Here is a 25,697-nt window from a genome sequence, read left to right as displayed (position 1 = left end):
GTCGTGCGGCGGGCCGACTCTAGACGGCGTCGCTGACGCCAACCCCATTCGGCCGCAAAGCGGGCAACAGATAGTTGTCGGCAATCCAACTGATGACGTCGACGACGACTGCGTCGCCGAACCCGAACAACGCTTGGTTGTCGGTCCGCGCCCGGGTCTTGAATCCACCCGCGCCCATCAGGCGCGCATATTCGAGCGGCGTCATCCACCGACAGCGCACCTGACCCCGGCCAGCCTGAACCAGCGCTTGCTTGGACGAGCCGCCGCCCGTAGTCCTCAGGCAGCCGGCGATACCGTCTGCGCGGATCTCCCATGTCGCCACGCCGCCGCGGGTCCGGCGGTAGGCCGTTCTCCAGGTCGTCTCGTTCCCACCGCGTAGCGCCTCTAGCCTCGCTGCCTGGCGCTCGCTGAGGCTCCCGACGAACGCTGAGGTCCTCTCTGCGTCCCACCACCGTTGGTCACCGGACTCCATACGCTGAACAACACCGCTGAGGTCCTCCGGTCCAGCCGGAAGGTCCGGGAGGTCGAGGTAGTGCATTGGGAGTTCGGGGTGTCGCTCGAAGATGGCCCGAACCCACGGCGGCCGCACGTCGGAGAGTGGGGGGACACCGACATGGGCACCCTTGGGGAGATCGTTTCGAACACCGATGACGAACATGCGTGGGCGACTCTGGGGGACGAAGTGACGAGCGTTGATTGCGATAACGTCTGAGCTATAGCCCAACTCGGACATCCGCACCAGTGCCTTGCTCAAGTCCTGGCCGCCATGGCTGGTGGCAAAGCCGTGCACGTTCTCGAGGAGGGTGACGCGCGGACGCGCCGAGCCCATCTCCTCAAGCACTCTCGCGAACTCCCAAAACATCCCGCTCTGGGTTCCTGCGAGGCCCTTCCTGTTCCCGGCGAGGCTGAGGTCTATGCACGGAAACGATGCAGTTGCCAACTCGGCGCTGGGCATGTCACTACCACGGACATCACGGACGTCGCCGAGGTGGAACAGCTTCTGGGCATCAGGCCGGTTCGCGAGGTATAGATCCCTCTTCGCGGCCTCAATGTCATTCGCCCAGTCCACGCGGAATCCGCGCAGCTCAAGGCCGCGTGCCATAAGGCCGATCCCGGCGAAGAACTCGGCTACGCCAACTGGCTGCGGCAGGGATGTAGTCGGCACATCTGAATCTTGCCACGCGCCCGCCGACAATCCCTGGACTGCCCCCGGTGCGCCGTCACCCCGAGCCGGAAACGTCCCTTCACGATGAGCATCGGCCGCAGGTCGCACCGCTTCAGCTGAGACTCTCAAGCGCGGATCCTGCCGCCGGGCATCCATCACTCAACAGTAGAACAAATGTTCGACTTAACCAACTTGGACAACTGTCTATCTCGTGGTCAGCGCAGACTCGCCCGCGGGACGAACGCGGTCGTCGACGCACTGCATGGAGAGGATCACTGGCCAGTGACCGACTGGACGAACGCGGCTCGCCAGCTCGCCGATGATGTGACGTCCGGGGCACCGGAATGGCACAACGCCGTCTGCGCGACGCCGCGGCATCGGTTGGTGCCGAGATGGTGGGAACCGGTTCCCGATAGCTATCCGTTCGCGTGACGTCCCGTCGTACCGGAGAAGGAAGATCCATGGGCGCAGTTCTATGGCGACGCGACGCTAGTGACACGAGTGGGCCTGTCCATGCGGACCACGCCAACCAAGCTGATCGACAGGCTGGTCTCCCTACGTCTTCGTCGACCCTTCCCGGATTGATCGTTCGGGTGTTGCATCTGCTCGACCCGCAGCCGGCGGAACGAGTGCTGGATGTCGGCACTGGATCCGGCTACTCGGCTGCATTGCTGAGTCATCGGCTTGGGGACGATCAGGTAACCAGCGTCGACGTGACGCCTATCTCGTGGAGGCGGCGAGAGAACGCCTGGCCGCATTTGGTCGGACGCCAACGATTGAGGTTGGTGACACGACAGGTCCTCTGCCTGGTGGCGAGTACGACCGGATCCTCGCGACGGTGTCCGTGCGACCGGTCCCCCGCAGCTGGCTGGAATCTCTGCGCCCGGGCGGTCGGATTGTCACCACCATCGCAGGCACTTCGCTGCTCATCAGCGCAGAGATGCAGGACTACGGCATCGCGCGCGGACGAGTCCAGGCGGATCCCGCCAGCTTCATGAGAACCCGGCAGGAAGCTAACTACCCGCCCCTGCTCGATGAGGTCTACACGGGAGCGCGCGATGCGATCGGTGACGACGTCCGAGATCTCGCCGGCCCTCTGCCGAACCTGTGGACCGATTGGCAGTTGCGCTGCCTCTATGAGCTCGACAGCCCGAAGGTAGAGAACCGATCAGCCACGCTTGACGACGGCTCTGAGGTCATCTGGCTTCTCGGCGCAGACGGATCCTGGGCACGGGCCGAAGGCGCCGGCCAAGTTGTCCACCAAAGTGGTCCACGCCGCCTTTGGGATGACCTCGAGCGAGTCCAGCAGACCTGGAGTTCGTCCGGCCGATTCTCACTCGATCACCTGCGCGTGGAACTCAGCCCCGAGCAAAGCACACTAACAAGCCCTAACGGTCGCTGGACATTCACCCTCTGATCGACAAAGGCCGAAGCGAGGGAGCTCAACGCATGATCGGTGAAGCACAGGAACTGCTGGCTGCGGTCGGGCGGTCGCTGGCTCGGTCGGGGTCAGACGGCTGGCGGAAGCTGGAAATTAGAGATCTCCGCGGCGGGCTGCATGACTTCAACCAGCGCGAGTGCGACCAGGGCTGACGTCATCATCGACCAGGACTGCGAGCTCGATGATGACGGTGATGACGCTGCAGCCGACCTTCGTGAAGCGATGTATCAGGAAGGCAAGGGCACCTGGTACAACGGTCGGCTGACGCTCGATAGCTCAGGACAGCTCGATGCTGACTTCGACTATGACAACCCGCCGTTCGACGGGATGCTGATTCGGATCTGTTGATCGAAGACCAGCAGTTGTTCCCTCGCGACGAGGCCAAGTTGCCTGCCTGGCACCCGTCGCGGTCTGGCTAGGTCATCAAACGGCTGGTGTAGCCGGCATCGACTAGACGCTCATAGGCATCGCGTACGTTGTCCGGCACCTCTTGCTCGATCGCAAAGCCGAGAGCTGGGGTACTCGATCACGCGTTGCAGATCGCCGACCAGCATGTCGAGGACGAGTTGTGGGTCGCCGATGCCAGCAACGTAGTCGATGAGTTCGATCGGTTCTGACGCGCAGATGACCTCGACGTCTGGCCACGCCTTCTGACAGGTCGCAAAGGCCCTGCGCTCCATGTATGGCTTGGAGATCAACAGCACTGACCCGACGGACTCCGCACGGCCAGCGAGAAGGTCGTGCGTGAAGGCGATGTTCTGACCGGTATTCGTCGCCCGAGGTTCGACGAGCACCTCAGAAGCCGGTACGCCGAGACCGATGGCGTGTTCGCGGTAGTGGACCGCTTCACCCCGAGGAAACCGAGCCGCGGTCGTTCGGCTATTCGCACCGGTGAAGACAAGAGTCGGGAACAGCACTCGTTGGTAGAGCTGAGCTGCGAAGGTCGCAACACCGAGATCGTGGCTGCCCAGGCCGATACCTACATCGACAGGCCGCAGCTGGTGATGCAGCTGGTGATAGTCCCAGATCAGCTGGGCGTCCTTGATGTGCTCACTCGCTGGGTCCTGCTCGGTTTCAGCCACCTGCAAGGCGTTTACGGGCTGCGTCGATCAGGTCGTCGATCGTTTCGGCGACGAGGGTCGGGTCGTCCTTCTGGACATAATGACCGCCGAGGCGGGCGACCTTGTGGGTGGCGCCGAGGTCGGCGGCAAGGGATTGGTGGTGGCATTGCCACTGCCAGAGCTGAAGACGATCGTCGGGGTCCCCTCGCCTGAAATCTCGGCTGCGAGTTTGTGGCCGCCGACATCGAACTTGGTGGTCGCCATGGGGATGACCCTATGAGATCAGGGGCCTCGGCAGGCGGACACGCAGTACGGCGTACCGGGCATGGACCAGGGTCCTATTCGTGGAAGGTGACTACTTCGCTCAGAGGGGCTCTTGTCGAGGTGAAGTGGGCCGATGGGTGATTGGGATCGGCATACCCGAAGGCGATGCCGCAGATAACTTGCCTGTTGTCTGGCAGGTTGAACCATTCGTGCAGCAGCGGGGAGCGGCTGGCCACTGCGGCCTGGGCGCAGGTGCCGAGTCCCAATGCCTGGGCGGCTAAGAGGAATGAGTCGATATACAGGCCGCAGTCGATCGCGCCGTAGACCCCGAGTTCGGCCTCGGTGGTGATGACCGCTAGATGTGGTGCACCGAAGAACTCATAGTTGCGGAGCATTTCGCGGCCAGATGCCTCACGGTCGCCCCGGGTGACGCCGACTGCCTCGTAGAGCTGCCATCCAACCGCCCTGCGACGCTCGTTGTAGACGCCCGAGTAGCCGGCGGGAAAGTCGAGGTCTGTGCCTGATCCATCGAACGACTCGAGAAATGCCTCGCGCAGTTTGGTGGTTGCTTCGCCCGACGTGATCTCGACCTGCCAGGGCTGCACATTGCACCAGGAGGGTGTGCGTTGAGCGACAGTGAGTAGACGCTGAATGTCGGCGCGCGGTACTTGTTCGGTGGTGAAGCCGCGGCAGCTGCGGCGATAGGTGAGCAGCCGCTCGAGTTCCTCGATCATCGACGCCCCTTGAAGCTACTGATCGGATGGATTATCCGTTCAGCGAACGTAGCACTCAGCGGATAAATAATCCACTGATGCTACTGTCGGGAGCGTGATCAGGTCACTCGCCGATCCGCCGAATCTGCGGGCCGACTCGGCTCGCATTCGTGAGCGTGTGATCGCAGTCGCCCGCCAGGAGCTCGCGGAGGGTGCCGCGACGCTGTCCATGAACGCGCTGGCAGCCCGCGCCGGCGTCGGGGTGGGCACGGTCTACCGGCACTTCCCGACTGTTCAAGTACTGCTCGAGGCGCTGGCGATCGACAGCTTCCGAGTGCTGGTCGAAGAGGTGAGGGTCGCAGCTGAGCGTACGGATGTCACTGTCGCTTTCGAGGACCTGATGCGCCGAGCCCAGCAGTTGCAGCTCGGCGACCCTGCCCTCGCGCTCGTCCTCGCGTCACCGGAGTTCACCTGCGACGACGTACTGAGACTCAGCGCCGACCTGATCGAGTCGATGGTCTTGATGGTCCGGGCTGCCCGCCGCGCCGGCGCGATCCGGGACGGCGTCGACGGGCACGATCTCCGCAGGTTGTTGACCGGTCTGCATCAGGCATCCCGGGGCACGCCGCCTGACACGGCCGAGCGCTACCTGCAGATTCTGCTTCAGGGATTACGGCCATAGCGCCGACGTAGCCCCTTCCCCCGGTTCAGGCCTCGAGTACGGCGAGGTCGCGTACTGCGTAGCGGTGGTGCTCGGCCTCTTCCTTCAGTACCACCTTGAGGCAGCGGCGTACGACGTACTCCTGGTCGGGGTACGGGTCCGCCGGCTTGCGGCCGCAGATCCGATCGAGCTCGGTCTCGGTGAGTCCGTCGACGACGCGCCGCATCGTGGCCATGCGGGCGAGTCGCGGCGCGAGCACCTCGTCGAGCGTCGGGGTGGCTTCGAGGGTGAGTCCGAGCTTTGCCGCATCGTCGGGCGGCATCCCGCCGGCCGGGAAGCCCAACGGGTGGTACGGCGCTTCTTCCTCGAGCACGGCGCTGCCGAGCCAGGCGTCGCTGGCGAACAGCAAGTGCCTTTGAGTCTCGACCAACGACCACTCGCCGTCGACCTGCTCGTGCAGCTTGGCCTCGGGCAACAGCCTGGCGCGGTCGAGCGTCGCGGCCCAGAGCGTCTCGATGGCATCCCAAGCAGCCCGGTAGTCGTCGGCGGACGCGGCGTCACGCGCCAGGGCCCGGATGGGGTGCCGCCGGTCGAGCTCGGCCTCGACGTACGCGGTCACGTCGACGTCGTTCACGACAAGACGCTCGAAGTCGCCACCGAGGGAGACGTCGCTCCCGTAGCAGTCGACGATCTTCAGACCGCTGACCTCGCAATCGCGGATCTCGAGGCCGGCAAGGTCGCACAGGTGGATACGCGCGCCACGGAACTGATCACTCTGAACATACTCAGCAGCCATCGAAGCAGTCTCCTGCACCCATCCCCGCCGACGCCACGTTGGACCCAGGATTTCGGGGCAGACACGCAGTACGGCGTACCGGGGTCTGCGCTCGACTTAGAAGACTGAGTGATCGAACTGAGTGGATTCTACTGTTGGAAATCTCGGCGCGGGCGAGGGAGGTTGGGAGTATGGAATTCACTCAGCTTGGGCGTACGGGGTTGTCGGTTAGTCGGATCGTGTTGGGGACGATGAACTTCGGGCCGCATACGAGCGTGGAGGACTCGCACGCGATCATGAGTGCGGCTCATGAGGCTGGGATCAACTTCTTCGACACCGCGAACGGGTACGGGCGGTCTATCTACCCGGGACGGACGGAGGAGATCGTTGGTGAGTGGTTCGCGAAGGACCCCGCCAACAGGCACAAGACGGTGCTGGCCACCAAGGTCTACGGCGACATGGGCGAAGGCTGGCCGAACGAGGGCAAACTCTCCGCCCTCAACATTCGCCGCGCGCTCGACGCAAGCCTGAAGCGGTTGCAGACGGACTACATCGATCTCTACCAGTTCCACCACGTCGACCGGGCCACTCCTTGGGAGGAGATTTGGCAGGCGATGGAGGTCGCAGTACAGCAGGGGAAGATCCTGTACGCCGGTAGCAGCAACTTCGCGGGCTGGCACATTGCTCAGGCTCAGGCCGAGGCAGCTAAGCGCAACTACACCGGGCTCGTCAGCGAGCAGTCGATCTACAACCTCATCGTGCGGGACGTGGAGCGCGAGGTGTTGCCAGCGGCGCAGGAGTTTGGGCTCGGCGTGATTCCGTGGTCGCCGTTGCAGGGTGGGTTGCTGGGCGGTGTCCTGCGGAAGGACGTCGAGGGCGTGCGCCGGCTCGAAGGGCGCGCCAAGGAAGCTGTCGAGAAGATGCGGCCGCAGATCGAGGAGTACGAGGCGTTTGCCGATGAGCTCGGGCATGCGCCTGGCGATGTCGCTCTCGCGTGGCTGCTGCACCAGCCGGCCGTAACCGGGCCGATCGTTGGGCCGCGCACGATGGAGCAGCTCGAGTCGGCGATTCGTGCGGTCGACCTCAAGCTCGACGACAAGGCACTCGCCAAGCTCGACGAGATCTTCCCGGGGTACAAGACCGCCCCCGAGGATTACGCCTGGTAAGTCACCGCACGTCGGGTGTGGCCCGGTGTAGCCACACCCGACAGCGGTTCGCGAAACGTCCGGGTGACCCAGGTTGGCGATTGAGGCGTCGCCTTGCGAAAGTTGGGCTATGCCGAAGAGTCGCGGTCGCAAGAAGCCGAGCAAGAAGCAGCCTCGGGGGCGGCTCCATGCGGTGCCGGACCAGGCCAGTGTGCTGCGCGAGGTATTCGAGCAGTTCGGCCAGGCGGCCGCTGACGCGGATCCACTCGGCGCGGAAATGCTGGTATCGATGTTTTGCGGTCACGGGTGGAAAGCGGGTGAGCTCGGTGAAGAGGACCTCGAACCGCTGGGAGCCCTGGTCGAGCAGACGCGCAGGAGGCCGGGGACGGCCGCGGCGCTCGCGCTGGCTCGCGCTACCGACCAGACCTGGCAGCCAGAGGTCTCGCCGGACTTTGCAGGGCTGCGGGCCCTCGCACTGGCCCGGCTGCGGGCGCTTCCCGAGCCATCGCCACTCGCGGAGCCGGCCGAGATCAGCGAAGGAGCACGCGAGCAGGTTGTCCGCGAGTTCCTCGCCTCGCCTGAAGCAGCTGACCTTCCATCCGGCGATAGCCTTGAGTATTGCGCCCGGCTGATCGTCGACTATGGCGCCGACTATGACGGCGCGAAAGTACTGCGAGTGAGCCCCGTCAAGATCGAGATCTTCCTGCTGGGCTGGCTTCCGAAGAAGGCAGTCCTGGACCCCGAGGACCGGGCAATGATGCAGCGGATGATGCCGGCGTGGATCAGCTGGGCCGGATCCCGACAGGGTCTGTCGTCTGCTGCACTCGACGAGGTCCTCCAAGTCGCCCGGACGTGCGCCGGACAATTCGACGAAACCTATGACGAGAACGTGCCGGTCGGACGTGCTCTGCTGGCCGGCCTCTCAGAGGTAGAAGGCATTGATGACCTGCAGGACGCGATCGAGCGGCGAATGTTCGCGATGCCGTACTTCGGTACGCATGTTGGTGACGACGACTTCCCGGAACTGGATCCGAACGACCCGGACGAACGCGGCATCTTGATCGAAGGCGAACATCCCGAGTACCACGACGCACTCGCCGACCCCGGCTTCGAGGGTGAGGTCGACGGTGTGAATCCGCGACTGCACCTGGTGATGCACGAGATCGTCGCGAACCAAATGTGGGACAACGACCCGCCCGAGACGTGGCAAGCAGCGCGGAGACTTCGTGACCTCGGCCAGGACAGGCACAACATCCTGCACGCCATCGGATATGTGGCCATGACGCAGCTACACGGAAGCTTGATGGGTGAGAAGGCCTTCGACAGCGAGCGATACGCCGCCGAGCTCGATCAGCTTGGCCGCGACACGATCAATTGACTACGCACGGCCGGGCCAGGTGCGCAGGGCAGCCCTGGCGAAGGTCACGCCTTCCGGTGTGACTTTGTCGGGCCGGCCGTAGGTGCCTCGCTCCTCGATGAAGGCGCCGAGGCGGTGCAGGGCGGTGCTGGTGTCCCAGGCTGCCCGGCTGGCAGCTGAGGGCGTCAATGGCGTTCCATCGCTGAGCGCCCAGCCGATCGCGGTGAGAATCTCCGCGATCGTCCTGTTCCGAGCATCGGTGGATCCTGCGGCAAGCGTGGCCAGGAAGATGAGCCCGGCTTGGGTCTCGCAAGCGTCCCTGGAGGCTGGTGGCATCTGTTCGGCCAGGTGCCACCACAGTGCGAGCGGATCGGTGCGGACGGCACGCCCACGCTTTGTGAGCACGAGTGTTCCGCGGTGCTTGCGCAGGAGACCCATAGCCTGTGCTGACTCTCGGAGGTGGAGTACGGGCATGGTCTGGACCTCACGATTACCCTTGCCGAACCATTCTGCGCCCAGCCCGAGATCGGCCATGGCGGCTTCTACGTGGACGGGCGGTAAGTACCCGGCGCCGGTCAACTTGATGCCGTCATCCCCGACGCGGTCCAGCAACCAGTTGTACGGCGAGACCATCCGGGCCGCGGTGCCGGCGTCGATCTCAACAGGGGCATCCAGGTCCGCGGCTTCGATCAGCTGCTGGAACAGGTCTTGCTGGGTTCTGGAGCGGATCGCGTCAGCGAGTTCGCCTAGCGGTCCGGGAAGATCCGACTGGTCACCGTTGAGACCGGTCAGGCCTTTGTCACTGGGATCGGCCAGGATTCTGTTGATCCGCTCGAGGTCGAACGGGGTAGGCGCCCAATCCGCGGGGTTGACGTCCTCGCCGTACCGGTGGGCGAACTCGGCGACGGCCTCGGCATGCTCCGGATGGCCGGGATCGAGGGCAGCGCTAATCAGCTCGAAGCCGCCTACACCGCCGCAGTCCTCGCTCGGGCTAGGACGGCGGCCGCCGATGCAGACGGCGTTGGGAGCGGAATCGTCCCGCGGCAGCTCGGCTTCGAGTTTGATGACGTGCATCCAGCCGTCGCCGAAGTCGTACAGGTACATGAGTTTGTCGCCCGGCTTGGCGAGGACCTCGTCGAGGCGAACGTCCTCTTCCGGTACGCCGATCTCGCCCTCGTCGGCTTGGAACGGACAAAGGTAGTGCTCGGCCGAGCGGTCGTAGTAGTCCTTGCCCGAGGCGAACTCGTGCAAGTGGCTGTCGGTCCAGCCGAACGCGGTCTGGAGGATGTCGTGGACCTCGTTCAGAAACAGGTCCGAGGCGAGCTCCAGCCGCCGCCACACCGGAGGCTTGGTCTCGGCGAGATCGACGCGGACCCGGTAGGTGGTCACCTTCTTACGGCGAGCTCGCCGTCTCGACGGGGGTGCCGTTCGGGCGAACGGATCCAGCCCTGGCATCACAATCCCTGGCATGGCGCCTAGTACCTGCGGAAGCAGTTTGCCCAACTGGTCGGCGCTCAGGCCGACAAGACTCGTCTGGAACTGCTTCAACAGCTCCTGATCGGCCGAGGACAGCTGAGGATTGTGCTTGCGCGCCATGCGGGCAAGGCTATCTTTCGCCTGCCGTGGTGGGGAGCATGCCTATTAGCGCGTCGGCGGCGAGGCTTGCTGCGGAGCCGGTGGGGATGGCTACTGAGACTTGCCAGGAGTCGGCTGAGTTGGGGGTTAGTGGCACCGTGATGTGGTCGCCTCGTTTGGCGGCTATGCGTTCTGGGACCAGGGCTACGCCTAGGTTGTGGCTGACCAGGGCCAGGAGGGTGTGGACGTCGTTGACCTCGATGGTTACGGGGTGGCTGACGCCTGCTGCAGCGAAGGCGTGGTCGGCGATCGCGCGGGCGCCCCAGCTGGGGTCGAAGTCCACGAAGGACTCCCCCGCTAGGTCCTGGAGAGTGACTGTCGGGGCCGAAGCTAGGCGGTGTTCTGCCGAACAGACCATGACCATGTCTTCTCTGGAGAGGGGGCGCAGGTCAAGACCGTCGATGGGGTGGCCGGCGGTGGCCACGAACGCGACGTCGAGGCGGCCTGAGGCTAGTTCGTCGAGCATGGGAGTGGAGCCGCCTTGGCGGACCTCGATCTCGACGGCTGGGTACGCCGAGCGGAACTTTGCGAGCAGGGCGGGGACGTCTACTACGCCTAGGCATTGTTCGAGGCCCACGGTTAGGTGGCCGCGGAGGAGGCCCTGTACTGCGGCTACCGCGTCCTTGGCTGCCTCGGCGGCGGCTAGGGTTCGGCGGCCTTCGCAGAGGAGGGCCCGGCCGGCTTCGGTCAGCTCGACGCTGCGGGTGTTGCGGACGAAGAGGGAAGCGTGGAGTTCGCGTTCCAAGGCGCGGATCGACGCCGACAGGCCGGATTGCGAGATCGACATCGCCTCGGCGGCGCGGGTGAAGTGCTTCTGCTCGGCGACGGCGACGAAGTGCTCGAGATGCCTCAGCTCCATGACTCAGAAGTATAGGTGATGGAAATCCATTGATTCTTCGGTGGCAGATGTTGGCGGGATGGGTGCGTACCGAAGAACAGGCAGTAGTCGTCCATCAGAGACATGGCGCCGCTCAGTCAGGCGAGGCAGACCGGTTAGTTGACGACTACTGCCTGTCCTTCGGTACACGCGAGGCGAAATGCGGGCTGACCAGGTCTGTTGTCCACAGGTTTGGAAGAGGTCCGCGGCTGAGGTGGGAAGTCCATATTTTCTCTGGCATGGACGATTCGATCGCGGAGAAGCTCCGCGCCTGCTGTGCCCCCGCCCTGTCCGACGATCGAGGTGAGGACGCCGATCAGGCTCACCTCGACCACGCCGAGTATCTCTTCGATGAAAACGAGGATGCTGATGCCTATGCCGAGCTGAACGCCGTGCTGTCCAGTGCAACATTCTTGAGCGAGCCGTGGCTGCGCGCCATCGAGATAGTCGAGGACCACAAGCCGGCACTGGCTCTCGGCATGTATCTGCTGGCGATGGAAACCATCACACCCGAAGGCCTTCGGAGCCCAGTACATGCAGCCGGGTACCTTCACCTGGCGGCAGCCCGCCGCAGGCTGAAATGGGAACTCGACATCCCACTCTCCGACGCCGATCTGCTCATCGGGATCGACTCCGCCGAAGGCATGGCCAAGAGCTGGAGACTGCTCGACCTAGTGGCCGAGAGCCAGGTGGCCGACGAGCAACCTCGTTTCTGGGATCGTGGAGCGCTGGCGGCGCTGACCCAGTCTCGACCACGAGGAACCTTCCCGGAGCAACCCGACGCCTACTACCTCGAAATCGAAGCAGTACTTCGAGCCAGGGGCGGAGGGCGGATCGTCGCGAACAGGATGAGCCTCGCCGACTGGAAGCGGCTCCAAGGACTCACCGACGACGCCAGACACCTCGAGGATCTCCAGACCATCGTCAGCGGGCATGACGGGGGCGCGAGGGTCGAGTGGCCACCCAAGCGCAACGAGCCGTGTTGGTGTGGGTCTGGGGTGAAGTACAAGAAGTGCTGTGGCTGGCCGCCAGGTTGAGGGCTGCGCGGATCCTGGTCCTGTGGTCGGTAGGGTAGGGGTTATGGCTGATGAGTACCGTGTTGAGGTTGAGTTGGATGACGCTGAGCATGGGTTGTCGTTCTTGGAGCGGTTGCGGGCGGTTGATCTTGATCATGCGGCGGAGAAGCGGCTTGGCGGGCAGGTGACGGTGACTCGGGATGGGTCTCGGTTGCTGATCTATGCCAACACCGAGGGCGATGCGCGTGAGGCTGAGAAGACTGTGCGCGAGCTTGTCGCTGATGATCGGCTGAGTGCGGATTTCACGTTGACACGGTGGAGTCATGCCAAGCAGGAGTGGGTCGACCCCAGTACGCCGGTGGATGAGGCGGGTGCGCCTGAGCCGAGCTATGAGGGTGTGGAGACGCCCGATCCGCGGTACGTGGTGATGCAGGCCTACAAGCCGGAGTTCCTCAGGGATCTCGGGCTCTGAATCGAGCTTTCCGAAAGGCAGGCCGACCCCTTGGGGTTCGGCCTGCCTTTTGGTTGTGGGAGCGGGATGAGGCCGATGGCAACGGTTCGGTGACGGGTGTGGGGAAGGGTGAGTGCGGGAACCGGTGTTGGTACTAGCCTCGGCGGGCGGCGGTTGCGTACGGCGGGTCTTCGGCTGATGGCGCTGCCCCTCTGCGAGTCTGAGAAGTGCCGACGGAAAGGGGAATCGTGTCTCGAGGACGTGGTCTCGTTGCTTGTACCGCCCTGCTTGCCATCACGTTGACGGGATGCGCGGATGTGGCGGCCGATTCGGGTTCTTCCGGTACGCCGAGCGCTTCCGCGCCGTCGTCCAGTAGCCCGACGGCGGAACCCAGTACCACGCCTAGCGGCACGCCGAGCACCTCGAGTACGCCCAGCACGTCAAGCACACCGAGTACTTCGGGCACGCCCAGTACTCCGGGTACGCCGGGTACGCCGACCGGCCAGCCCACGTCGGCGCCGACCGCGACTCCGACCGTGAAGCCGACGGTCAGGCCGAAGCCGCGGCCCGTGGCGGCGTACGCGAAGCAGGTGGAGGCCAAGCTCGATGCACTTGGGTATCCCGTGGGAGATGTCGACGGTGACATCACCAAGCGGGCCAAGCAGGCGTTGTGTGCGTGGCGGGAGACGAATGGGATGCCCGTCAGTCGCGGTGGGCTGACTGCTGAGGATGTGCGATCGGTGCTGACGGCAACTAAGCGGCCGGCAGCGAACAAGGCGCCGGGGATCTATGTCAACAAGACCTGCCTGGTGCTCTACCAGATCGTCGGCAAGGAGATTCGCCGGATCGTCTGGGTGTCCACCGGCGGGCCGGGGTACGAGACGCCCAACCGCACCGGTACGGTCTGGCGCAAGTGGGCCGGGGCGCATGAGAGCAGCCTGTATGACGACGCGTACATGTATGACTCGATCTACTTCCTCAAGGACCGGCCGGGGATCGCACTGCACGGCAGCCGGGTCAACTCGTTGATCAAGACCTACCCGGCCAGCCATCGCTGCGTCCGAGTCATGCGCCCACAGATCCACGAGATCTTCGCCGAGACCCCGATCGGTACGAAAGTCCAGGTCTACGGGAAGTACTGAGCCTCGACGAAAGTGCGATCTCCCCGAGGATCTGGCGACACTCCCACTTGATTTCCCGGCAACTGTCCGGGGGTTCCGCTATAACTGGTCGCATGCATGAAGAGCTGCTCGCTGAGGTGGCGTCCGACTGGACTGCCAGTGGTGTGCTGCCCGAGCTGATCGGGTTGCTGCGCGACGTCTGGCGTACCAACCTCGATCGGCACGAACCGGCGCTCGGCGATGATGCCGTGACGCTGGGGATGGGGTCGGCGCGCAACTACGCGAACAGGACCGTCCAGGAGTTTGCTCAACGCAGGGACGTGCTCGCCGATCTGCAGGGCAACTCGCTGCGGGTTGTCCATCTCGGGCGGGTACTACGCGCCTCGAAGTTGCCGGGGAAGACCGTACTTGCGGACCCGTACTCCATCGACTGGGACTCCTCCGCGACCAGGCATCAGGGGCCGGCGGCGAACAGCCAACAGCTCCAGCTGTTCGAAGGGTTCGAGTCGCCGGATGTCGAGTTGGCGGCGAACGCGGCGTCGGGGTCGCCGCGGTATCTGCATCTCGCCTGGGCTGGTGACGCCGAGACGGGCGAAGTTGCCGCGCACCTGGGCTTTCCGCGGGACACCAAGGATGGCGCCGGGCCGTGGTTCGCTGTGCAGTTGGTGCATCGGGATCTGCCCGGTGATCAGCTCCCCATCGTGCCGGCGGTTGGGTACGACGCTGACCGGTTCGACCAACGTCCGGTACCGCCGATCGCCGTCCGTCTCCGTGGTACCGAGCAGCAGGCGGCCGGAAACGATGGCGCCTGAGCCAACCTCGGACCCGAAGAAATCCCGGTCCGAGGACACTGCCGCACGCCTCGACCCGGATCCTGAGGGTCGCCCGTCCGCGGATGTCGCCGTACGCCTCGAGTCAGATCCTGCGGAGCGCCGCACCGCGAAGGTTGCTGTGCGCGTCGAGTCGGGTGCGAAGGAGCGGCGAGCCGTGGGGGTTGCGGTGCGGTTTGATCCGCTTCGGCTTGCGTTGGCTCGGCGGCTCAGGGGGCTTCGGCGTACTGAGTTGGCTGATCTGATTCGGGTTACTCCGGCGGCGGTCAGTCAGTTCGAGCGCGGGCAGACGAGGCCCACTTTGCCGTTGGTAGCGGCGATGGCGTTGGCGCTCGGGGTGCCGGGTGAGTTCTTCACGTTGGGGCGGTCGTTGCAGCCGGGGTCGGCTTCGAGTCCGCATTTCAGGAGTCTGCGGACGACTAGTCAGCTTCAGCGGGATCGGGCGCTTGCGTTCGCCGAGTTGGCGGCCGATGTACTGACTGCTCTTGAGCAGCATGTTGAGTTGCCGCATCTGTTGCTGCCTGATCTGCGGGCGCCGGAGGCTCCTGATCTTGCGGACATCGCGAAGTTGGCGGCCGAGGCCCGCGCGCATTTCGAGCTCAGGGCCGGACCTGTGCCGCACGTCGTCAGGATGCTCGAGGCGGCGGGGGTTCTGGTACTGCGCCTGCCGGAGATCTCGCAATCGGTCGATGCGTTCTCGGCGCATCTGCCTACTCGGCCGGTCGTGCTGCTCAATCCGGCTAAGGCTGATGCTGCCCGCGCGCGGTTTGATTCGGCGCACGAGCTTGCTCATCTGGTGATGCATTTCGATGCCGCGCCGGGGTCGCGGATCGTGGAGAAGGAGGCGGACTCGTTTGCGGCGGAGTTCCTGATGCCGGCGGACGAGATCGTCGAGGAGCTCCCCCGGCGGCTTGATTGGGAGAAGCTGCATCATCTCAAGCAGCGGTGGGGTGTCTCGTTGAAGGCGCTCGTCTATCGGGCGCATCACCTTGGTGTGCTGACGCCCAATGCGTATCGACGGGGCATGCAACAGCTCAACGAGTGGGGGTTTCCGGAGCCAGGGCCGCTGACGGCGATCGAGGCACCGACCTTGCTGCAGCTCACGTTTGAGTTGTTGGAGAAGTCTGGCTTCGGGTCGGACCAGCTGGCTGATGAGCTGCATCTTCCCGAGCCTGTGCTCGTGGAGATTTTGAAGGCCGGCAGCGATCACCGCCCACAGCTCAGGCTCGCCTGATCAGGTGCTCGGCCAAGGGCGGTGATCTGGCTGAGCGGAGTCGACGAAGGCGGCCAGTCCGAGTGCCGCCAGATCGTTGAAGCGGGGGGCGGCGATTTGTAGGCCGATGGGGAGGCCTGTTGTGGAGAAGCCGCAGTTGATGGTGGCGGCGGGATGGGTGGACATGTTGTACGGGACGGTGAAGGCGATGTGTTCGAAGGGCTTCAGGGGGTCGTCGGTCGGGTAGGCGAGATCGGCGGCGAAGGCTGTGATCGGGGCGACCGGGGACAGGATGAAGTCGTAGTCGGCGAAGGCCTTGTCGACAGCCACGGCCATGGCGTGCATCTGTGTGTGACCGTGGAAGACGTCGAAGGCGGTCAGGTCGGTGGCGGTCGAGACCCAGCGGCGAATTTCTGGGAGTACCTTGGCGCGGCGGTCTTCGGGGAGAGCGTTGATGTCATACGCCGACCGGACGCGCCAGAAGTGGTCGAGGCCATCGAGCATTTCGCGGGTGATGATCGGCGGGATCGGTTCGACGATGGCACCGGCCTTCTCCAGCAGGGCTGCGGCGACGGAGACTGCTGCAGCTACCTCGGGGTCTACCGGGAGGCCTAGGCCCGCGTCGAGTAGTAGAGCGATGCGGACGCCACGCGGGTCTAGGGCTGAGCTGTGGTCGCCGGCAGTGTGTGGCAGGTCTGGGGCTGGGTTGTAGCTGTCGGCGAGGTGTGGCAGGGAGGTGTAATCGCGGCGGTCGGGGCCGGACATGACGGTCAGCGCTAGCGCGGCATCGGCGGCAGTACGGGCTAGGGGGCCGATTGCTCTGCCCGGGTAGGGGTTGCCGACTGCTACTCGGCCGTGGGTTGGTTTGAGCCCTACTACTCCGCACCAGCCGGCAGGGAGGCGGATGGAGCCGCCGATGTCGGTACCCAGGTGGATGGGGCCGTAGCCGGCGGCGGCTGCTGCGCCAGCGCCTGCACTGGAGCCTCCCGGAGTACGGGTGAGGTCCCACGGGTTGCGGGAGAGGTGGTGGAAGGTGGAGACGCCGGAGGAGAGCATGCCGTACTCCGGCATGGTGGTCTTGCTGAAGATGAGCGCACCGGCTGCTCTGAGGCGGGCTGCTGCGGGTGCGTCTTCGGTGGCCGGGGTCAGGTCGGTTGCTGCTGTTCCTTGCGGTACTGGGGTGCCGCGGGTGGCGATGTTTTCCTTGATGGTGATCGGTACGCCGTCCAGTGGGCCGACTGGGTCGCCTGTACGCCATCTGTACTCCGAATCGCGGGCTGCGGCGCGGGCCGAGGTGGGGTCCGGCGCGTAGAGGGCGCAGAGCTTTGGCTCGAGGGAGTCGACTCGGGCGAGCACGTCCTCTAGTACCTCGACGGGCGACAGAGAGCCTTCCTGGTAACGGGAAATGAGTTCGACGGCAGATAGGTCGGCCAGGCTCTCAGTCATCTTGGGCTCCAGGCGAGTCAGTTCGGAGGGGTGAAGCGGCCGTCGACAGCGGTCCAGCCGCCGTCGACGTGGAGGACGCTGCCGGTGACGAAGGAGGAGGCGTCGGAGGCGAGGTAGACGACTGCGCCAGCGAGTTCGTTCGGGGTGGCCCAGCGGCCCAGGGCGCTCTTCTGGGCGTAGGCGTCGTACCAGGCTGGGTCGGCCTTGATTTGGGCGGTGAGGGGGGTTTCGACCACGCCGGGGGCGATGGCGTTGACGCGTACACCGTTGGGGCCGAGTTCGGCGGCGGCCGTCCTCAAGAGCTGGACGAGGCCGGCTTTGGTTGCCGCGTACACCGATTGGCCGGGCTCGACGGTGGTTGCGCGGATCGAGCTGAAGCCCATGATGCTGCCGCGGCCGCGGGTTGCCATGGGTCCGCCAAAGGCGCGGATGAGGTCGAACGACGCGCGGAGGTTGAGTGCCACGACGCGGTCGAACTCTTCGCCGGTGTAGTCGAGGATGCGTTTGCGGACGTTGGTCGCGGCGGTGAATACGAGTACGTCGACGTCGCCGAGGTCTTGGGCCGATTGGATGACTGCTGCTTCGTCGAGGACGTCCAGCTGGTACGGCGTTAGGTCGTTGCCGAGCGCAACGGTCTGCTCGGCGGAGGTTAGGTCGCGGTCGGCGGCGGTGACGCGGGCACCGTGGGCGGCCAGGGCCAGGGCGGACTCGCGGCCGATCCCGCTGCCTGCACCAACGACGACCGCGTGCTTGCCGTCCAGCCGGAACAGGTTCGCATAGTCGGTCATCGTGGATCCTTCCTCGAGGTGTCGGTCAAGGCTTCGGGCGGATGATTGCCATTCGGGTGGTGGTCAGTTCCTCGATGGCGAAGCGGGGGCCTTCGCGGCCGGTACCGGAGTCCTTCACGCCGCCGTACGGCATCACGTCGGAGCGGAAGCCGGGGACCTCGTTGACGACCACTCCCCCGACGTCGAGTTGGTCGATCGCGGCGAACGCGGTCTCGAGCGAGCTGGTGAAAACGCTCGCGTGCAGGCCGTAGCGCGAGGCGTTGACGGTCTCGAAGGCGGTGGCGATGTCGGGTACCGAGCGGATCGCGATCACCGGGCCGAAGATCTCCTCGTCCCAGACCAGCTGGCCGGGCGGAAGGTCGAGGAGGACGGTCGGCCGGATGACCCCGTCGCCCGTGAACGCGGGAGCCGGGACGCGGACGGTGGCGGTGTCGCTGCCGGGCGCGGAGGCCGGCGCGGGACCTCCGACCGAGGCGGGCGCAGGCGGTGCCGATGCAGGGGCCGAAGAGTTGGGTTTGGGGTGGGCGAGGGTGGCGCCGGCGGTGACTGCCTCGGCTATCCAGGTGCGAACTCGGGTGGTGGAGCGGACGTCGATCAGGGCCGAGACTCGGGTGGCTGGGTCGCGGGGGTCGCCGACGACTACCTGGTCCAGGCGGGGAGCTAGTTCGGCTAGGAAGGCTGCTCGGACCGACTCGACGACGATTACTCGTTGGACGCTGATGCAGGCTTGCCCGGAGGCGTAATAGCCACCCCGTACTACGGCGTCCGCGGCCGCGGCCAGGTCTGCGTCTTCCGCTACCACCAGAGCGGAGTTGGAGCCGAGTTCGAGTAGCACCTTGATTGGGGCGGCGTCTCGGGCGATCTGGTGGCCGACTGCGGCCGAGCCGGTGAAAGAGACGGCGCCGATTCGACGGTCGGTGGTGAGGGTGGCGCCTACGTCTGCGCCGCCGGTCACCAACTGCACGGCGGTAGCGGGCGCGTCGGCGGCGACCAAGGCTTCTCGTACGAGGTGGACCAGCCAGAGCGTCGCCAATGGGGTCTGCGGTGCGGGCTTGACGATGATGGGGCAGCCGGCGGCCAGGGCGGGGGCGAGCTTGTGGGCGGCGAGTAGGAGTGGATAGTTGAAGCCGGTGATGCCGACCACCACGCCGATCGGTTTGCGGACCCAGAAGCCCTGCAATCCTTCGCCGCTCGGCAGGAGGTCGAGTGGCACGGTTTCACCGTGGAGGCGGGCTACTTCTTCGGCTGAGGTTTCCAGAGTCAGGAGGGTGCGCTCTACCTCCACTCTGCAGTCGACCAAGGGCTTGCCGGTTTCCAGGACCAGGAGGTCTACGAAGGCATCGCGTTGTTCGGCGACGGCGGAGAGCGCTCCCTGCAAGGCTTTGCGGCGGATGTGGGAGGGCAGGCGGCCAACCTCGGCTCGGACGGAGAGCGCGTTCTCGAGTGCTTGGCGCGCGAGATCGACGGTGCCGATCGGCACCTGGGCCACCACGCTTCCGTCGTACGGGAAATGTACTGGAGCAGTGGTCAAGGTGGGCAGCCAGTCGGAGCCGATCGGTAGACCTTCGGGGAAGTTCATTCGGCGGCTCCTCTCAGGAGGTCTGTGGTGGTGGCGCCGGCCAAAGCTCGCGGGAGGGTGGGGATGGCGGAGACCAGGCGGCGGGTGTACGGGTGGGTGGGGGTTGCGTAGACCTGGCCGGTGGGGCCGGTTTCGACGATCTCGCCGGCGTGCATGACGGCTACTCGGTCGCAAACGTGCTTGATGACGGAGAGGTCGTGGGAGACGAAGACGAGGGTGAGGTTGAGTTCGTCGACCAGGTCAGAGATGAGGTTGAGGACCTGGGCCCGGACGGAGACGTCGAGAGCGCTTACCGGTTCGTCGGCGATGAGGATGCGTGGGCGCGGGGCCAGGGCTCGGGCGATGGAGATGCGTTGGCGTTGGCCGCCGGAGAATTGGTGGGGATAGCGGTCGCCTGCGTCGGCGGAGAGGCCGACTGCGTCCAGGAGTTCGCGAACGCGCTCTCCGGAGGCTGGATGGCCTTGTACTACGAGGGGTTCGGCGATGATGTCGCGGACTCGCATGCGCGGGTCGAGGGAGCTCATCGGATCCTGGAAGACGAGCTGGAGGTTCTCGCGGAGGAACTTCAGGCGGCGTTCCGGGAGGCGGGTGATGTCGGTGCCTTCGACAACTACCTGGCCGGAGGTGGCGCGGTCCAGGGCGGCGATGATCCGGAGCAGGGTGGACTTGCCGCAGCCGGACTCACCTACGATTCCGAATCGCTCCCCCGCCTGTACTTCGAGGCTGACGCCGCGCAGTGCGTGGACGGTGGGTGCTGCTTTGAGCAGAGAGGTGCGCGGGCGGGGGTAGTCGCGCCGGACGTCGACTACGCGGATCGCGGGCTCGCCGGAGCTGGGCTCGGGACGGGGGGCGCCTACGACGCGGTCCTTGGCGCCTGCGGAAGCCGCGTGGTCCTGCGGTCGCTCGGCAGAGTCGTCCGGCAGCGGGTCGGTGGGGTGCGGGGGGTTAGGCATGGGTGGGCTCCAGGGCTGGAGCTGGGTGGTGGCAGGCGAAGCCGTGGGACGGGGTGCCCTCCCACAGTGGGACCTCGGCGCACGTGTCCGTGGCATAGGTACAGCGGGTTCGGAAGACGCAACCCGATGGGAAGTGGCCCGCGGCGGGGACATTGCCGGGGATGGTGGGGAGGCGGGCGTCGGCTGAGTCCAGGTCGGAGGCGGCTAGTAGGCCTTGGGTGTAGCGGTGGCGGGGGTTCGTGAAGACCTCACCCACCGGGCCTGACTCCACTACTCGGCCGCCGTACATGACCAGGACTCGTTGGCAGACGGTGGCGACAACCGCTAGATCGTGGGTGATGAACAACAACGCAGACTCACGAGCGGCGACGCCCTTCATGATCAGGTCGAGGATCATCGCCTGCACTGTGACGTCCAGTGCGGTGGTCGGCTCGTCGCAGATGAGCAAGGCGGGGTCGTTGGCCAGGGCAAGCGCTACGACCACTCGTTGCCGTTGGCCACCGGAGAGTTGGTGCGGGTAGGTCCTCGCGGCTTCGGCCAACCCGACTCGCGCCAGGAGTTCGCGAGCGGCAACGCGGGCGGCTCGGCGGCCGGGGACCGTTCGGTGGATGAGCATTGCCTCGGCGACCTGGTCGCCGACTCGCATCGTCGGGTTGAGCGCGGTCATCGGCTCTTGGAAGACCATCGCCAGTTGGAGTCCCCGTACGCGTGACATCCGGCGCTCGTCGGCGCCGAGTAGCTCGTGCGAGACGCCGGCCAACCGCACAGAGCCGGCAGCGTGGACGTCCTCCGGCAACAGGCCGATGATGCTCAACGCGGTCAGCGACTTGCCGGACCCGGACTCCCCGATCAGCCCGACCCGCTCCCCCGGCCCGACGGTCAGGTCCACGTCCTGCACGAGCGTCTTGTCCCGCACGGTGACGGTCAGCCCCTGCACCCGAAGTACGTCGCTCATCGCCGGTCCTCCAGCTTCGGATCGAACCGGTCGCGTAGGCCATCGCCCAGCAGATTGAAGCCCAGTACTGCGATCGCGATCGCTACGCCGGGGAAGACCGCCAATCGCGGTGCACTGAAGAGGAACTCCTGGCTCTCCTGCAGCATCCGTCCCCACGAAGGTGTCGGCGGTGGCGTCCCATAGCCGAGGAACGACAGCGCAGCCTCGGCCAGTACTGCGATCGCGAACGACACCGAAGCCTGGACGGTGACCAGACTCGTCACGTTCGGCAACACGTGTCGCAGAGCAATCGGAAACGGCCGCCGACCAGCAGCTCGAGCCGCCAGTACGTACTCCGTCCGCATCACCTGCAACGCTCCACTGCGGATGACCCGGGCGAACGACGGCACGGTAGCGATGCCGATGGCAACCATTGCTGTCAACGTGCTTGCGCCGAACACCGCTCCGAACATGATTGCCAACAGCAACGCCGGGAACGCCAGCAACAGGTCGTTGGCGCGCATGACGACCTCGCTCGCCCAGCGCCGGGTCATCGCCGCGAGGATCCCGACCGGTACGCCGATGACCGCCGCGACCCCGACCGCCACCAACCCGACGAACAGCGTCGTCCGGGAGCCGACCATGAGCTGGCTCAACACGTCCCGCCCAAATTTGTCCGTCCCGAACCAGTGCGCCCATGACGGCGACGCCAGCCTGACAGCCGGGTCGACCAGCGTGGCGTCGTACGGGGTCCAGACGAACGACAGTAGGGCGGTCAGCACGATCAAACCGACGATCGCCAGGCCGACGACGAGACTCGGGTTCCAGCGCCTCATCGCGTCACCCGCAACCGGGGGTCCAAGGCGACGTACAGGAGATCGACGAGGAAGTTGACGACCAGTACTGCGACGACGAGGACCATCACCACGTCCTGGACGAGCAGCAGATCGCGGTTGGAGACGCCGTCGAGGAGCAGGCTGCCGAGGCCGGGGATGACGAAGACGCGCTCGACCACGACCGCCCCGATCAGCAAGGTCGCCAACTGCAACCCGAGTACGGTCACCACCGGCACCGCCGCATTGCGCAGACCGTGTCGCCACAAAGCGGGAAACGGCCGCAATCCTTTGGCCCGCGCTGTCCGAAGGTAGTCCTCGCGCAGCACCTCGAGCACGGCGCTACGCACGTAGCGAGTCAGCACGGCTCCCTGGACGATCCCGAGAGACAGCGCCGGCAGGATCAGCTGTTTCAAGAACATCCCGGGATCCTCAGCTGGGGGCGTCCAGCCGTTGGCCGGGAGCCAGCCGAGCTTCACCGCGAACAGCATGATCAGCAAGATCCCCGCGAGAAACGCCGGGATCGCGACTCCGAGTTGTGAGAGAGCGGAGAGAGCAAGACCCGAGAGCCGGCGATGCCGCGCGGCCATCACCGTTCCGGCGGGAGCGGCCAGTACCAGCGCGACGACCATGCCGACCACCACCAGCCACAGCGTCACCTGGAACCGGTCGGCGACTTGCGGGCCGATGGCAACCTTCGACACGTACGACGTACCGAAGTCGCCGTGCAGCAACCCGCCCAGCCAGTCGACGTACTGCGTGGTCAGTGGCCGGTCGAGTCCGAATTGCTGGCGCAGTTGCGCGACGGCGTCGTCGGACGCGTTCACGCCCAGCGCGACCCGGGCCGGGTCGCCCGGGAGTACTGCCATGAAGCCGAAGACGAGCACCGAGGCGACCGCGAGGCTGATCACCAGCACCGCGGTGCGCTCGGCCAGGCGAAGGATCATCAGGGCAGAACCATCAGGATCGGGCGAGGCGGGACAGGTCGAAGGATTCGGTGATCGCGTTGGTGGGCAGGCCGGTCAGGTTCTTGTCGGCGATGACGAGGTTCGGCAGCAGGAACAGCCAGTCGGCCGCGGCCTGCTCCGAGAGTCGCCGCGCGGCCTTCTTCATGTTGTCGACCTGGGCCGCCTCGTCACCGGAGTCCGCCGCGGCCAGCAGGCCGACCAGGGTCGGGTCGTCGTACCGGGTGTAGTACTTCGCGTTGAAGACGGCGCCCAGGTCGCGCGGCTCGACGTGCGCGATGATCGACATGTCGTAGTCGGCGTTCTTGAAGACCGTGGTCAGCCAGGCCGCCGGGAACTCGAGCTGGTCGATCGTGACCTTCAGTCCGACCTGCTCCAGCTGGCTCTTCACCACCTGGCCGCAAGACGTTGCATAGGGCAACGTCGGGAGCCGGAGCCGGAGCGTCGTACCGGCCACTGCCTTCAGGGCGGCGGTCGCCTTCGCCTTGTCGTACGGTGCGACGCCGGTCAGGTCCTCGTACCACGGGTCGGTCGGCGGGACCATGCTGCCGATCAGTTTGCCGCGGCCCGCGAAGCAGGTGTCGAGCAGCGCCTTGTGGTCGATCGCCTGGCGGATCGCCTGCCGGACCGCGAGATCCTTGAAGACCGGGCGTGAATTGTTGAACGAAAGGACAACCTCGCCGTTGGTCGTCCCTTCGATCACCTGGTACTTGCTGTTGCTGGTGAACTGGGTCAGAGCCTCCGGCGCCTGGACCGTGCCGACGACGTTGATCGTGCCGGTGAGCAGCGCGTTGTTGAGCGCCGTCGGGTCCTTGAAGTACTTGAGCGTGACCTGGTTGAAGAACGGCTTCGTCCCCCAGTAGGCGTCGTTGCGCTGCAGCACGATCGAGTCGCCGCGCTTCCAGCTGCCGAACTTGTACGGTCCGGTGCCGACCGGATCGGTGGCGAGCTTGTCGACGCCGCTCTGGGAGAACATCGCGCCGACGCGGGTCGTCATCCGGAAGAGCCAGCCGTTGCTCGGATTGCTCAGCGTCACCTGCAACTGGGTCGGCGAGACCGCCTTGGCGTCGGCGACGACATCCATCGCGGCCTTGAGCGAGGTCGTCCACGCTGTCTTCACGCGGTTGATGCTGAACGCGGCATCGGCTGCGGTGAAGCCGGCGCCGTTGGTGAACTTGGCGTTGTCCACCAGCTCGAAGGTGTAGGTCTTGCGATCCGGGGAGACGGTCCACGACTTGGCCAGGTCCGGCACGATCTTGCCGGCCTCGTCCTGCTTGACGAGCCCGTTGTAGACGTTGCCGAGCAGCACCTGCGGAATCGCCGCACCGTCCGTGGTGGTGAAGTCGAGGCTGGCCGGCTCGGCGACCAGGCCGACGACGAGCGACTGGTCGCCACCAGGCGATGAGCCGGACGAAGTACCGGAGCCCGCGGAGCAGGCGGCGGCCGTGACGGCCAGCAGGGCGGCGCCGAGCAGCGCGACCACGCGGGGGGAATACGACTTCACGCGAACTCCTCTGACCATCATGCGCGCATTTTGCCTGCCCGCCGGCGTACGGACTGCGGCGGATCGCCGGTGAACTCGCGATGCCAGCGCAGCCGTAACTGGTCGGACCAGTGGACTAGGTACCAATAGGCCACTAGGTTTATCGCTGCCGGGCGGACTGTCAAGGCAAAAGAGGTGCGGGAAGGTGTGGGATGGCAAAACAGGCGCAGGATCAGCCGCCGCGGTTCCAGCCGGTGCAGACGGTTCGCGCGTACCAGCGGATCGTCGAGCAGATCGAGGACGCGCTCGTCCGCGGCGACCTCTCCCCCGGTCAGCGGCTGCCCAGCGAGCGTGAACTGGTGACCCAGTTCGCCGTCAGCCGGTCGACCGTGCGGGAGGCACTCAGGGTCCTCGAGAGCAACGGCATCGTCCGCTCCCGGCCGGGCGATCCGAACGGCCCGGAGATCCTGCCGTTCTCCCAGGGCCCGCTGCGCAAGCAGATGACACGGCTCGCCCGGGTCGACGAGTTGACGCTGAGCGAGCTGATCGCCTTCCGGATGATCATGGACGGCGCGGCGATCCAGCTCGCCTCGCGCCTGCGCACCGACGAGCAGCTCGCCGAGATGGACGAAACGCTCGTCGCAATGCGCGCGGCGATCGACGTCGATTTCACCGCCTTCAGCGAAGCCGACGTCGCGTTCCACGAGGCAGTCGCGCGAGTCAGCCGCAACTCCCTGCTGCAGACCTGCAACGAGGTCGTGCGCGGCGTAGTACTGAGTCTGATCTCGGACAAGATCGCCCACGCGACGAACAGCCGCGCCCTGATGCTCGAATCCCTCCAGCACCACGCCGAGGTGGTCGAGGCGATCCGCACGGGCAACGGCCACGCCGCCGCCCGCCTAGCCCGCCAAAACCTCTACGACTACTACGCCACCTACGTCCCCGCCCCAGAGCGAGACCCCCTCCGGGCTCTGATCGACGACTGACCGAC

At 65.7% G+C, this 25,697-nt stretch carries 27 protein-coding genes and 1 pseudogene; 13 read left to right on the top strand and 15 right to left on the bottom strand.

Annotated features, from left to right (window positions below):
• Positions 1–19 precede the first annotated feature (19 nt).
• The gene (gene dcm / locus G3I17_RS00290) at positions 20–1,165 is read right to left on the bottom strand and encodes a DNA (cytosine-5-)-methyltransferase (RefSeq protein WP_343238174.1); all 1,146 of its coding nucleotides are present in this window, start codon (positions 1,163–1,165) and stop codon (positions 20–22) included.
• A gap of 727 nt (positions 1,166–1,892) precedes the next feature.
• Between dcm and G3I17_RS00280 the strand changes: the two genes are divergently transcribed.
• The 3 genes from G3I17_RS00280 to G3I17_RS00270 are packed head-to-tail and all read left to right on the top strand — an operon-like array spanning position 1,893 to position 2,954.
• Positions 1,893–2,582, top strand: coding sequence for a hypothetical protein (locus G3I17_RS00280; protein ID WP_164592701.1), 690 nt, complete (start codon positions 1,893–1,895; stop codon positions 2,580–2,582).
• Between the two features lie 32 nt (positions 2,583–2,614).
• Positions 2,615–2,758: a hypothetical protein gene (locus G3I17_RS00275; RefSeq protein WP_164592699.1), complete on the top strand. Its 144-nt coding sequence runs from the start codon at positions 2,615–2,617 to the stop codon at positions 2,756–2,758.
• Complete coding sequence (locus G3I17_RS00270; protein ID WP_164592696.1) at positions 2,724–2,954, top strand: immunity protein YezG family protein; 231 nt, start codon at positions 2,724–2,726, stop codon at positions 2,952–2,954. Before G3I17_RS00275 ends, G3I17_RS00270 begins: the two co-directional genes overlap by 35 nt.
• Before the next feature lie 67 nt (positions 2,955–3,021).
• Here the strand turns inward: G3I17_RS00270 and G3I17_RS00265 are convergent.
• A pseudogene (locus G3I17_RS00265) lies at positions 3,022–3,688 on the bottom strand (YdcF family protein).
• A gap of 79 nt (positions 3,689–3,767) precedes the next feature.
• On the opposite strand from G3I17_RS00265, the gene G3I17_RS00260 reads away from it, so the two are divergent.
• Positions 3,768–3,947, top strand: a complete 180-nt coding sequence (locus G3I17_RS00260) for a hypothetical protein (RefSeq protein ID WP_164592694.1) — start codon at positions 3,768–3,770, stop codon at positions 3,945–3,947.
• 58 nt (positions 3,948–4,005) lie between these two features.
• Here G3I17_RS00260 and G3I17_RS00255 read toward each other — a convergent pair whose 3' ends face one another.
• A complete protein-coding gene (locus tag G3I17_RS00255; protein WP_164592692.1) occupies positions 4,006–4,665 on the bottom strand; it encodes a nitroreductase in 660 nt (219 codons plus the stop codon).
• A gap of 94 nt (positions 4,666–4,759) precedes the next feature.
• Between G3I17_RS00255 and G3I17_RS00250 the strand changes: the two genes are divergently transcribed.
• The gene (locus tag G3I17_RS00250; RefSeq protein ID WP_164592690.1) at positions 4,760–5,326 is read left to right on the top strand and encodes a TetR/AcrR family transcriptional regulator; all 567 of its coding nucleotides are present in this window, start codon (positions 4,760–4,762) and stop codon (positions 5,324–5,326) included.
• Between the two features lie 25 nt (positions 5,327–5,351).
• Here the strand turns inward: G3I17_RS00250 and G3I17_RS00245 are convergent, their stop codons facing one another.
• Positions 5,352–6,101, bottom strand: coding sequence for a DinB family protein (locus G3I17_RS00245; protein ID WP_164592688.1), 750 nt, complete (start codon positions 6,099–6,101; stop codon positions 5,352–5,354).
• A 170-nt stretch (positions 6,102–6,271) separates the two neighbouring features.
• On the opposite strand from G3I17_RS00245, the gene G3I17_RS00240 reads away from it, so the two are divergent.
• Entirely contained in the window at positions 6,272–7,246 is a 975-nt protein-coding gene (locus tag G3I17_RS00240) for an aldo/keto reductase (protein WP_164592686.1), read from the top strand.
• Positions 7,247–7,355: 109 nt separating this feature from the next.
• Positions 7,356–8,603: a DUF1841 family protein gene (locus G3I17_RS00235; protein WP_164592684.1), complete on the top strand. Its 1,248-nt coding sequence runs from the start codon at positions 7,356–7,358 to the stop codon at positions 8,601–8,603.
• Here the strand turns inward: G3I17_RS00235 and G3I17_RS00230 are convergent, their stop codons facing one another.
• On the bottom strand, positions 8,604–10,178 hold the full coding sequence (locus G3I17_RS00230) for a plasmid pRiA4b ORF-3 family protein (protein WP_203589563.1): 1,575 nt from the start codon (positions 10,176–10,178) through the stop codon (positions 8,604–8,606).
• Between the two features lie 10 nt (positions 10,179–10,188).
• On the bottom strand, positions 10,189–11,076 hold the full coding sequence (locus G3I17_RS00225) for a LysR family transcriptional regulator (protein WP_164592682.1): 888 nt from the start codon (positions 11,074–11,076) through the stop codon (positions 10,189–10,191).
• A 257-nt stretch (positions 11,077–11,333) separates the two neighbouring features.
• Between G3I17_RS00225 and G3I17_RS39585 the strand changes: the two genes are divergently transcribed.
• On the top strand, positions 11,334–12,131 hold the full coding sequence (locus G3I17_RS39585) for an SEC-C domain-containing protein (RefSeq protein ID WP_203589562.1): 798 nt from the start codon (positions 11,334–11,336) through the stop codon (positions 12,129–12,131).
• A gap of 43 nt (positions 12,132–12,174) precedes the next feature.
• A complete protein-coding gene (locus G3I17_RS00215) occupies positions 12,175–12,582 on the top strand; it encodes a hypothetical protein (RefSeq protein ID WP_164592680.1) in 408 nt (135 codons plus the stop codon).
• A gap of 133 nt (positions 12,583–12,715) precedes the next feature.
• Here G3I17_RS00215 and G3I17_RS39580 read toward each other — a convergent pair whose 3' ends face one another.
• A complete protein-coding gene (locus G3I17_RS39580; RefSeq protein ID WP_203589561.1) occupies positions 12,716–13,162 on the bottom strand; it encodes a hypothetical protein in 447 nt (148 codons plus the stop codon).
• On the opposite strand from G3I17_RS39580, the gene G3I17_RS00210 reads away from it, so the two are divergent.
• The 3 genes from G3I17_RS00210 (at position 13,152) to G3I17_RS00200 (ending at position 15,746) form a co-directional block, all read left to right on the top strand.
• Positions 13,152–13,703 (top strand): L,D-transpeptidase, encoded by a 552-nt coding sequence (locus tag G3I17_RS00210; protein ID WP_203589560.1) that lies wholly within the window; start codon positions 13,152–13,154, stop codon positions 13,701–13,703. The genes G3I17_RS39580 and G3I17_RS00210 overlap by 11 nt on opposite strands.
• A gap of 92 nt (positions 13,704–13,795) precedes the next feature.
• Complete coding sequence (locus tag G3I17_RS00205) at positions 13,796–14,494, top strand: hypothetical protein (RefSeq protein WP_164592676.1); 699 nt, start codon at positions 13,796–13,798, stop codon at positions 14,492–14,494.
• A 175-nt stretch (positions 14,495–14,669) separates the two neighbouring features.
• Positions 14,670–15,746, top strand: coding sequence for an XRE family transcriptional regulator (locus G3I17_RS00200; protein ID WP_203589559.1), 1,077 nt, complete (start codon positions 14,670–14,672; stop codon positions 15,744–15,746).
• Here the strand turns inward: G3I17_RS00200 and G3I17_RS00195 are convergent, their stop codons facing one another.
• Genes G3I17_RS00195 through G3I17_RS00160 form a run of 8 tightly spaced genes read right to left on the bottom strand, consistent with a single transcriptional unit; the run spans position 15,747 to position 24,727 of the window.
• The gene (locus G3I17_RS00195; protein WP_164592674.1) at positions 15,747–17,171 is read right to left on the bottom strand and encodes an amidase; all 1,425 of its coding nucleotides are present in this window, start codon (positions 17,169–17,171) and stop codon (positions 15,747–15,749) included.
• A 17-nt stretch (positions 17,172–17,188) separates the two neighbouring features.
• Positions 17,189–17,959, bottom strand: a complete 771-nt coding sequence (locus tag G3I17_RS00190) for an SDR family oxidoreductase (RefSeq protein WP_164592672.1) — start codon at positions 17,957–17,959, stop codon at positions 17,189–17,191.
• A gap of 25 nt (positions 17,960–17,984) precedes the next feature.
• The gene (locus G3I17_RS00185; RefSeq protein ID WP_164592670.1) at positions 17,985–19,538 is read right to left on the bottom strand and encodes an aldehyde dehydrogenase family protein; all 1,554 of its coding nucleotides are present in this window, start codon (positions 19,536–19,538) and stop codon (positions 17,985–17,987) included.
• Positions 19,535–20,491 (bottom strand): ATP-binding cassette domain-containing protein, encoded by a 957-nt coding sequence (locus tag G3I17_RS00180; RefSeq protein ID WP_203589558.1) that lies wholly within the window; start codon positions 20,489–20,491, stop codon positions 19,535–19,537. The genes G3I17_RS00185 and G3I17_RS00180 overlap by 4 nt, the downstream gene beginning before the upstream one ends.
• Positions 20,484–21,446, bottom strand: coding sequence for an ABC transporter ATP-binding protein (locus G3I17_RS00175; protein ID WP_164592668.1), 963 nt, complete (start codon positions 21,444–21,446; stop codon positions 20,484–20,486). The genes G3I17_RS00180 and G3I17_RS00175 overlap by 8 nt, the downstream gene beginning before the upstream one ends.
• A complete protein-coding gene (locus tag G3I17_RS00170) occupies positions 21,443–22,261 on the bottom strand; it encodes an ABC transporter permease (protein WP_164592665.1) in 819 nt (272 codons plus the stop codon). The genes G3I17_RS00175 and G3I17_RS00170 overlap by 4 nt, the downstream gene beginning before the upstream one ends.
• On the bottom strand, positions 22,258–23,205 hold the full coding sequence (locus G3I17_RS00165) for an ABC transporter permease (RefSeq protein ID WP_164592663.1): 948 nt from the start codon (positions 23,203–23,205) through the stop codon (positions 22,258–22,260). The genes G3I17_RS00170 and G3I17_RS00165 overlap by 4 nt, the downstream gene beginning before the upstream one ends.
• A gap of 13 nt (positions 23,206–23,218) precedes the next feature.
• Positions 23,219–24,727: an ABC transporter substrate-binding protein gene (locus G3I17_RS00160; protein ID WP_164592661.1), complete on the bottom strand. Its 1,509-nt coding sequence runs from the start codon at positions 24,725–24,727 to the stop codon at positions 23,219–23,221.
• Between the two features lie 191 nt (positions 24,728–24,918).
• Between G3I17_RS00160 and G3I17_RS00155 the strand changes: the two genes are divergently transcribed.
• Entirely contained in the window at positions 24,919–25,692 is a 774-nt protein-coding gene (locus tag G3I17_RS00155) for a FadR/GntR family transcriptional regulator (RefSeq protein WP_164592659.1), read from the top strand.
• Positions 25,693–25,697: the final 5 nt, after the last annotated feature.

It is taken from the genome of Streptomyces sp. SID13031, assembly GCF_010548305.1.
In the GTDB taxonomy this organism is placed as follows: Bacteria; Actinomycetota; Actinomycetes; order Propionibacteriales; family Kribbellaceae; genus Kribbella.
The sequence above is the reverse complement of the archived record's forward strand: the minus strand, read 5'-3'. Positions and strand labels throughout refer to the sequence as shown.